We start from the raw sequence: 7463 nt of genomic DNA, 5'->3' as shown, positions 1-7463 counted from the left end.
CCCGTACCCCACCCCTGGCCCGCCGCCCACTGGCCCCGTTGATCATGGACTAGGTCAGGTTCCCCGACCGATGGATCATGAACTTCTCCATGATCAACGGGCGGGACTGCCTAGCCGAGCTGCTGGTAGATCTCGCGCATCAGCCGGGCGGTCTCGCTGGGGGTCTTGCCGACGCTGACCCCGGCGGCCTCGAGGGCCTCCTTCTTGGCCTCGGCGGTGCCGGACGAGCCGGACACGATGGCGCCGGCGTGGCCCATGGTCTTGCCCTCCGGTGCGGTGAAGCCGGCGACGTAGCCGACCACGGGCTTGGTGACGTGCTCCTTGATGTACGCCGCGGCCCGTTCCTCGGCGTCACCGCCGATCTCGCCGATCATGACGATGGCCTTGGTGTCGGGGTCGGCCTCGAACGCCTCCAGCGCGTCGATGTGCGTGGTGCCGATGACCGGGTCGCCGCCGATGCCGACAGCGGTGGAGAACCCGATGTCGCGTAGCTCGTACATCATCTGGTAGGTCAGCGTGCCGGACTTGCTGACCAGGCCGATCGGGCCGGGCCCGGTGATGTCGGCCGGGATGATGCCGGCGTTGGACTTCCCGGGGCTGATGACGCCGGGGCAGTTGGGGCCGACGATGCGGGTCTTGTTGCCCTTCGACGACGCGTAGGCCCAGAACTCCGCGGTGTCGTGGACCGGGACGCCCTCGGTGATGACCACCAAGAGGCCCACCGCCGCATCAACTGCTTCGATGACGGCGTCCTTGGTGAACCTCGGCGGCACGAACGCCACCGACACGTTGGCACCGGTCTTCTCCATCGCCTCGGCGACGGTGCCGTACACGGTCAGCATGGCCTCCGGTGAGAACTCGGTGAAGTCGAGCTCCTGGCCGGCCTTGCGGGCGTTGACGCCGCCGACGATCTTGGCGCCTGCCTTCAACATCCGCTGAGTGTGCTTGGTGCCCTCGGCGCCGGTGATGCCCTGGACGATGATCCTGCTGTTCTCGTCGAGGAAGATTGCCATGGTTGCCGTCGCCCCTACTTCGCTGCCGCGAGCTCGGCCGCGCGTCGCGCGGCGCCGTCCATCGTGTCGACCTGCTCGATCAGCCCTTCCGGCGCCTTCGCGGCGAACTCGGACAGGATGCGGCGGCCCTCCTCGGCATTGTTGCCGTCCAGGCGGACGACCAGCGGTTTGGTCACCTGGTCGCCGCGGCTCTCGAGCAGCTCGAACGCGTGCACGATGCCGTTGGCGACGGCGTCGCACGCGGTGATGCCGCCGAAAACGTTGACGAAGACGCTCTTGACCTCGTCGTCGGACAGGATGATCTCCAGCCCGTTGGCCATGACCTCCGCCGACGCGCCGCCACCGATATCGAGGAAGTTGGCCGGTTTCACGCCGCCCACCTGCTCGCCGGCGTACGCGACGACGTCCAGCGTCGACATGACCAGGCCCGCGCCGTTGCCGATGATGCCGACCTCGCCGGACAACTTGACGTAGTTGAGGTCCTTCTCCTTGGCCCGAGCCTCGAGCGGGTCGGCGGCGGCCTTGTCCTCGAACGCCGCGTGGTCCTCGTGCCGGAACTCGGCGTTGTCGTCGAGGCTGACCTTGCCGTCCAGCGCGACGACCTTCCCGTCCGGCGTCTTCACCAGCGGGTTGACCTCCACGAGCGTGGCGTCCTCCCTGGTGAACACCGTCCACAGCGTCTGCAGCAGCGCGACGACCTGGTCGCGAACGTCGGCGCTGAACCCTGCCGCATCGGCGATCTCGGCTGCCTTCGCCGTGTCGACACCGGTCAGGGCGTCGACGGGGATGCGCGCCAGGGCCTGCGGCCGCTCGACCGCAAGCTGCTCGATCTCCACGCCGCCCTCGACGCTGGCCATCGCCAGGTACGTGCGGTTGGCGCGGTCGAGCAGGAAGGAGACGTAGTACTCCTCCGCGATATCGCTGGCCAGGGTGACGAGCACCCGGTGGACCTGGTGGCCCTTGATGTCCATGCCGAGGATCGCCCCGGCCTTCTCGGCCGCCTCGTCCGGGTCCTCGGCCAGCTTCACGCCGCCGGCCTTGCCGCGCCCGCCGGTCTTCACCTGCGCCTTGACGACGACCTGGCCGCCGATCGCGGCCGCGGCGTCCCGGGCGGCATCAGCGGTCTCGACCACGGTTCCCGGCAGCACCGGTACTCCGTGCTTGGCGAAGAGCTCCTTCGCCTGGTACTCCATCAGGTCCACGCGAATCCATCCTTCAGTCTCGGTCCGAGCGCAGCCTATCCCGCTCGCCGCGACGGCCGACGCGCCCTCCCGGTGATCAGCCGACGGTGACGTCCCGCGTGGCCGTCCAGCCGTTGACCGTGACGGTGACTGTGGCCGTCCCGGACCGCAAGCCCTGGATCGTGCCGGCGGCCGGGTCGACGGCGACAACGGCGTCCCGCGGGGCATCCGCCGGGGCGCCGACGTGGACGCCGTCGCCACCCCACAGCGCCGACACCGGCCACTGGACGGGCACGGTACGCACGCCGTCCTGGTCGACGGTGGCCGAAACGGAACCGGTCGCCCCGACGGCGAGCGTCGCCGGGACATCCAGCGCGATCGCGTCGACCCGCGCGATGACCTCGGCCCGCAGCCAGGCGTCGTCGTCGCCGTGGTCGCCGTGAGACGGCTCCAGGCCGAGCATCGTCCATCCGGTGAAGCCGCCGTGGTCCGGGGTGCTGGCCGGGCCCTTGCCGGAGTTGCCGTTCACCAGGAACGGGACCCCGTCGACGGAGCTGGCGTCGAACACCCCGGCGTGCGCGCCGACGAACGCCGCGGACTTGCCACTGGCGGCCTCGAAGTCGGCCAACCACGTCTCGAGCATCGCGGCCTCGCGCCGGTCGGCGAGCTGGCTGTTCGCCGTCGGCAGCGGGTCGTTCGGCGGGTGGTGGGCGAAGACCAGCACCCCGGTGACTTCAGGGTCCGCTGCGGCCTCGTCCAGACCGGCGCGCAGCTGGGCGATCTGGTCGAAGCCACCGCCGCGCAGCGTCCCGAACGCGGAGTTCAGGGTGATGATCCGGGTGGTGCCGTCGTCGGTCTCGATGTCGACGGTGTTCTGGGTGGCACCGAACTCGGCGACGAAGTTGTCGATCGGGCCGCCCTGCACCTCGTGGTTGCCGGGCACGTAGTACCAGGGGAAGTCGACGCCGGCCAGTTCCTCGTCGAGCACCTGCCGGGCCAGGTCGAAGTCGATCGGCGCCGCCTCGTCGACCAGGTCGCCGTTGATGACCAGGGCGTCCGGGTCGGCGGCGACGATCTCCTGGAGCGTGCGCCGAGCGGCGGCGACGATGTCGCTGCCGGGGTCGCGGCCGACGAACTGCGAGTCGCTCATGACCGCGATCTGCTGGGCGGCGTCGTCGACGGTGCCGTTCGTGACGATGACGGGGTCCTCGAACCGGTCCTCGACGGGCAGGTCCACCTCCGGCGCGATCTCGACGCTGATGTCGCTGAACGACGTCGTGCCGTGGTAGCTGCGCGCACCGGAGGCTTCGACGGCGTAGATGTCGCGGAAGGTCAAGGGGTACTCGGTGCCCGGCGGCACCGGGAACGTGAGCTGCTGCCAGCCGGTGAACGTCGTGTAGCCGCCGTTGAGCGTGAGCAGTGTGCCGTTGCGGTCGTAGACACGCATCCGGATCCAGGTGCCCTGCCCGTCGCCTTCGACCCAGGCGTTGACGGCCTGCGGCTGTCCCGGCATGGAGAACTGCGCCGGCGGCATCGCATAGGCGGCCCGGGTGTTGGGGCCGGTGAAGTCGTAGGTCAGCTCCACCGCATCGCGGCCGTCCGGGCCCTGGGCCGGCGCGATGGTACCGGTCGCCCGCGCGAACGCGACGGTCCAGTCCGCGGCGTCGGCGAAGTCGGCGACGGTGACCTCCTCCAGGCCGATCGTCACCGCGACACTGGTCTCGACGCCGGCGGCCTCGAGCCTCACCAGGGCCGAGCCGTTGTCCGTCAGCGGCCGCACGCTGAACCCGTCGCCGTCGGGCACGAGCTCCACCACGCCGTCGACCCCGGCCACCGTCACGTCCGCCGGCTCGATCGGCGCCCGGTAGCCGTCGACGTCGTAGCCGGTCAGCTCGACCCGGCCGGTGTCGTCGGCGCCGCCCAGCGGGACCAGCGTGGCGGTCGGCTCGATGTGGCGCAGCTCGCCGAGCACGGTGATCTCGACCTCGCCGTCGGCGCCGAGCAGGCTCGCCTCGATGTCCGCCTCGCCGGGCCGGACGCCGGTGACGGTGGCGGTGCCGTCGGCGTCACGGGTCACGGTCGCGACGCGGCGATCCGAGCTCTGCCAGCGCGGCCGGGCCGCGACCGGAGCGTAGGTCTCGTCGTGCCCGAGCGCCTGGACCGTCCGGGTCAGTCCGGGGAACACCCGGTCGATGCCGTCGTCGCTGTACCCGTCGGCGGTGCCGTCGGGGTCGGAGGTGACGGCGCCCGCGGTGACGCGGAACCCGTCGAGCTCGCCGGAACCCTCGGCGGCGAACAGCGCCAGCCCGTTGGAGACCGAGCGCTCGCTGCCGTCGGACGGGCTGTTGACGACGGCGTGGTCGTCGGTGGCCGGGTCGCGGACCACCAGCGTGGACGATCCGCCGCCGTCGATGTTCAGCGCGTCGTACGCACCGAGGTCGTGCATGACCTCGGCGGTCTCGGTGAGCGTCATGCCGCGCGAGTGCGCCTGCTTGCCGTCGATCGACACCAGATACATGGTGCGGCCGTCCTCCGACAGCCCGACGGCGGACCGCGCGGCCGGCTCGGTGTCGGTGAACGTGCGCTGGACGCCGTCGTCGACGAGCATGTGGTTGCCGCCGACGGCCACCGCCACCTCGCCGAGGTCGGACCGGGGCGCGTAGGTGACGTCCACGGTGTCACCCGGCTGCAGCTCCAGCAGCGCGGCCGCGCCGGCGTCGCGTCCCACCAGGATCATGGTGTCCGCGGCGATCGGGCCGACACCGAGCGTGGTGCCGACCGCGGTCACGACGCCGTCGACGACGGCCACCTCGGCCTTGCCGGCGGCCCCGTCCACGGTGTTCGCGCGGGTGTACTCGCCCCACGCGGACGTGAAGACGCCGATGCCGTCGGCTGGGAGCCGGAAGGTATTGACGCCCGCGAGCCGCAGGCTGACGCCGTCGCCGGTGACCGCCGTGCCCTCCAGGAACACCTGCGCCAGCTGGACCGCTCCCTCGCTGGACACGGCGAGCGCGTTCTCGTGGCCCGCCGTCGGCGCGGTGACCATGCCCTCGTCGCGGCTGACCCCGGCGCCCAGCGGAGCGTTGGAGTTGTTGATGTCGTAGAAGTCGCCGTTGATGGCGGCGGTCGCGCCGCTCGCCTCGGCGAGAGACCGCACCGTGGCCGTCCGCGTGACCTCACCCGAGTACTGGTAGTCGAGCGTGACACCGGCGTCGAGGTCGACCTCCAGGACCGAGCCGGCGTTCCAGCCGCCGTCCTCCAGCCGGGAGAACGTGGTGAGCTCCATCCCCGGTGCGATCGTCTCGTTGCCGGTCTCGACCAGGACCGACTCCCCCGGCCTGGTCAGGTCGTCCGGATCGACCGCCACCGCTGTCGGCGTCGTGACCGCGGTGGCGGCTGCGATCAGCGCGGTGACGGCGGCGGGGATGATCACGCGAGCGCGTCGATTCAACACGGAGCCACCTCATCGGTGTCGGACGACCCACGACCGAGCGCCGAGTCGCATACCGGTGAATTTCCGGCAAACCTTACCGACAGCGGACAGAATCGGACTAGCCCGGCGGGAAATCACGAGGATTGTGTGTGCTTCACCATGCTTGCAAGCCTGGTGAGGCGCGAGAACGCTTGGTGATGTCTCTAGGCCATGAGCAACACGAGAGGCTGGGCCCGAGGCCGGCCACGCGAGCGGGCGAGGCGGGTAGTGCTACGGGGTCAGGAGGCCTCGGCGCGGTCGCGGAGGGAGTGGACCCAGGCGACGATGTCCTGGGTGGGCGCGCCGGGGGTGAAGACCTTGGCGACACCCAGCTCGGTCAGCGGCGGGATGTCGGCCTCGGGGATGATGCCACCGCCGAAGACGACGATGTCGGAGGCGTCGCGCTCGGCCAGCAGCTCGAGGACCCGCTTGAACAGGGTCATGTGCGCGCCGGAGAGGATGGACAGGCCGACGGCGTCGGCGTCCTCCTGGACTGCGGCCTCGACGATCTGCTCCGGAGTCTGGTGCAGGCCGGTGTAGATGACCTCGACGCCGGCGTCACGCAACGCACGGGCCACGATCTTGGCGCCGCGGTCGTGGCCATCGAGACCGGGCTTGGCCACTACGACCCGCAGTGGACGACCCTCTGCCATGACTACCTCCAGGAGCGGCTCTGTTCCGACGGCTGACTGCACAGTAACTCGCCGTGACCGCGATAGACGCCTCGGCGGGTGCACGGTGTCCGGAAGGCGAACGCCAGGTGGCCGACGGGCCACCAGCCGTCCGGATGATGGACCTCAACCGCCTGGATGAGAAGACGGCAAATGTGACGCAGATCACATGTCACAGAGAGTCACCGAACGTCCAACCTCAAGGTCGATCAAGGAACCGTCGTCCTTCGAGGTCACGGCCTGATCACGAGGTCACGCCCCGCGTTTCCACCGTCACAGACCGTGATCATCACCGGAAACGCCTGGGCGGGGGCGTTTGGCAGGACCCCTAGGGGGCGGTTATCGTCCTCCGAGTCCATGTCTCCGGTGAAAGGTTCTGGCGTGTCGCAACGCTCCGGCAGCGGGCGTCACCGTAGCCGCCGCAGGCACGTCAGTGTCCCGTCGGTGGTCGGTTCCGTAGCTGTTGCGGCAGCGGCTTCCGGCGCTCTGGCCATGCCACATGCGGCCGGCTCGCCAACCGACCCCGAGGATCTCAACGCGATCGCGCAGCGCCCGCAGGGGCAGGTCGCCGCCTCCAGTGGAGGCGCCCTGGACACCCTCGCCGCGGCCGAGCAGTCGCTCACCGCCGAGGCCACCGAGACCGCTCAGGAAGCGCACACGCGCATCGTCGAGCAGCAGCGCGTCGAAGCGGCCGAGGCTGCGGCACGCGCCGAGCGGGAGGCCAAACGCTGGCTGGCCCCGCTGTCGGACTACCGCATCAGCGCGGGCTTCGGCGCCGGCGGCTCCATGTGGAGCAACCGCCACACCGGCCTGGACTTCGCCGCCCCGACTGGCACCGAGGTTCGCGCCATCTCCTCCGGCGAGATCGTCTTCGCCGAGTACGACGGCCCGTACGGCAACAAGATCGCGATCGAGCACTGGGACGGCACCGTCGTCTGGTACTGCCACCTCTCGCGGTTCGTGCTCCGCTCCGGCGAGGTAGCGCCCGGCGAGGTCATCGGTCAGGTCGGCTCCACCGGCAACTCCACCGGTCCGCACCTGCACCTCGAGGTCCACCCCGACGGCGGCGACCCGGTCAACCCCCGCACCTGGCTCGAGGAGCAGGGCATCGGCATCTGACGCATCG

The 7463-nt window shown here is 70.5% G+C and carries 5 protein-coding genes; 1 reads left to right on the top strand and 4 read right to left on the bottom strand.

Translation table 11 applies throughout. The annotated features are described in order from the left end of the window. Positions 1–110: 110 nt before the first annotated feature. The 4 genes from sucD to E1269_RS28505 all read right to left on the bottom strand — a co-directional run bounded on the left by sucD (position 111) and on the right by E1269_RS28505 (position 6319). Positions 111–1013, bottom strand: a complete 903-nt coding sequence (gene sucD, locus E1269_RS28520) for a succinate--CoA ligase subunit alpha (RefSeq protein WP_131901028.1) — start codon at positions 1011–1013, stop codon at positions 111–113. A gap of 14 nt (positions 1014–1027) precedes the next feature. Then, positions 1028–2215, bottom strand: coding sequence for an ADP-forming succinate--CoA ligase subunit beta (gene sucC, locus E1269_RS28515; RefSeq protein ID WP_131901026.1), 1188 nt, complete (start codon positions 2213–2215; stop codon positions 1028–1030). Positions 2216–2291: 76 nt separating this feature from the next. Then, positions 2292–5648, bottom strand: coding sequence for a phosphodiester glycosidase family protein (locus tag E1269_RS28510; protein ID WP_131901024.1), 3357 nt, complete (start codon positions 5646–5648; stop codon positions 2292–2294). Positions 5649–5905: 257 nt separating this feature from the next. After that, the gene (locus E1269_RS28505; protein ID WP_131901022.1) at positions 5906–6319 is read right to left on the bottom strand and encodes a cobalamin B12-binding domain-containing protein; all 414 of its coding nucleotides are present in this window, start codon (positions 6317–6319) and stop codon (positions 5906–5908) included. A gap of 510 nt (positions 6320–6829) precedes the next feature. On the opposite strand from E1269_RS28505, the gene E1269_RS28500 reads away from it, so the two are divergent. After that, complete coding sequence (locus tag E1269_RS28500) at positions 6830–7456, top strand: M23 family metallopeptidase (RefSeq protein ID WP_162606674.1); 627 nt, start codon at positions 6830–6832, stop codon at positions 7454–7456. Positions 7457–7463: the final 7 nt, after the last annotated feature.

The organism is Jiangella asiatica (assembly GCF_004349065.1).
In the GTDB taxonomy this organism is placed as follows: Bacteria; Actinomycetota; Actinomycetes; order Jiangellales; family Jiangellaceae; genus Jiangella; species Jiangella asiatica.
The sequence above is the reverse complement of the archived record's forward strand: the minus strand, read 5'-3'. Positions and strand labels throughout refer to the sequence as shown.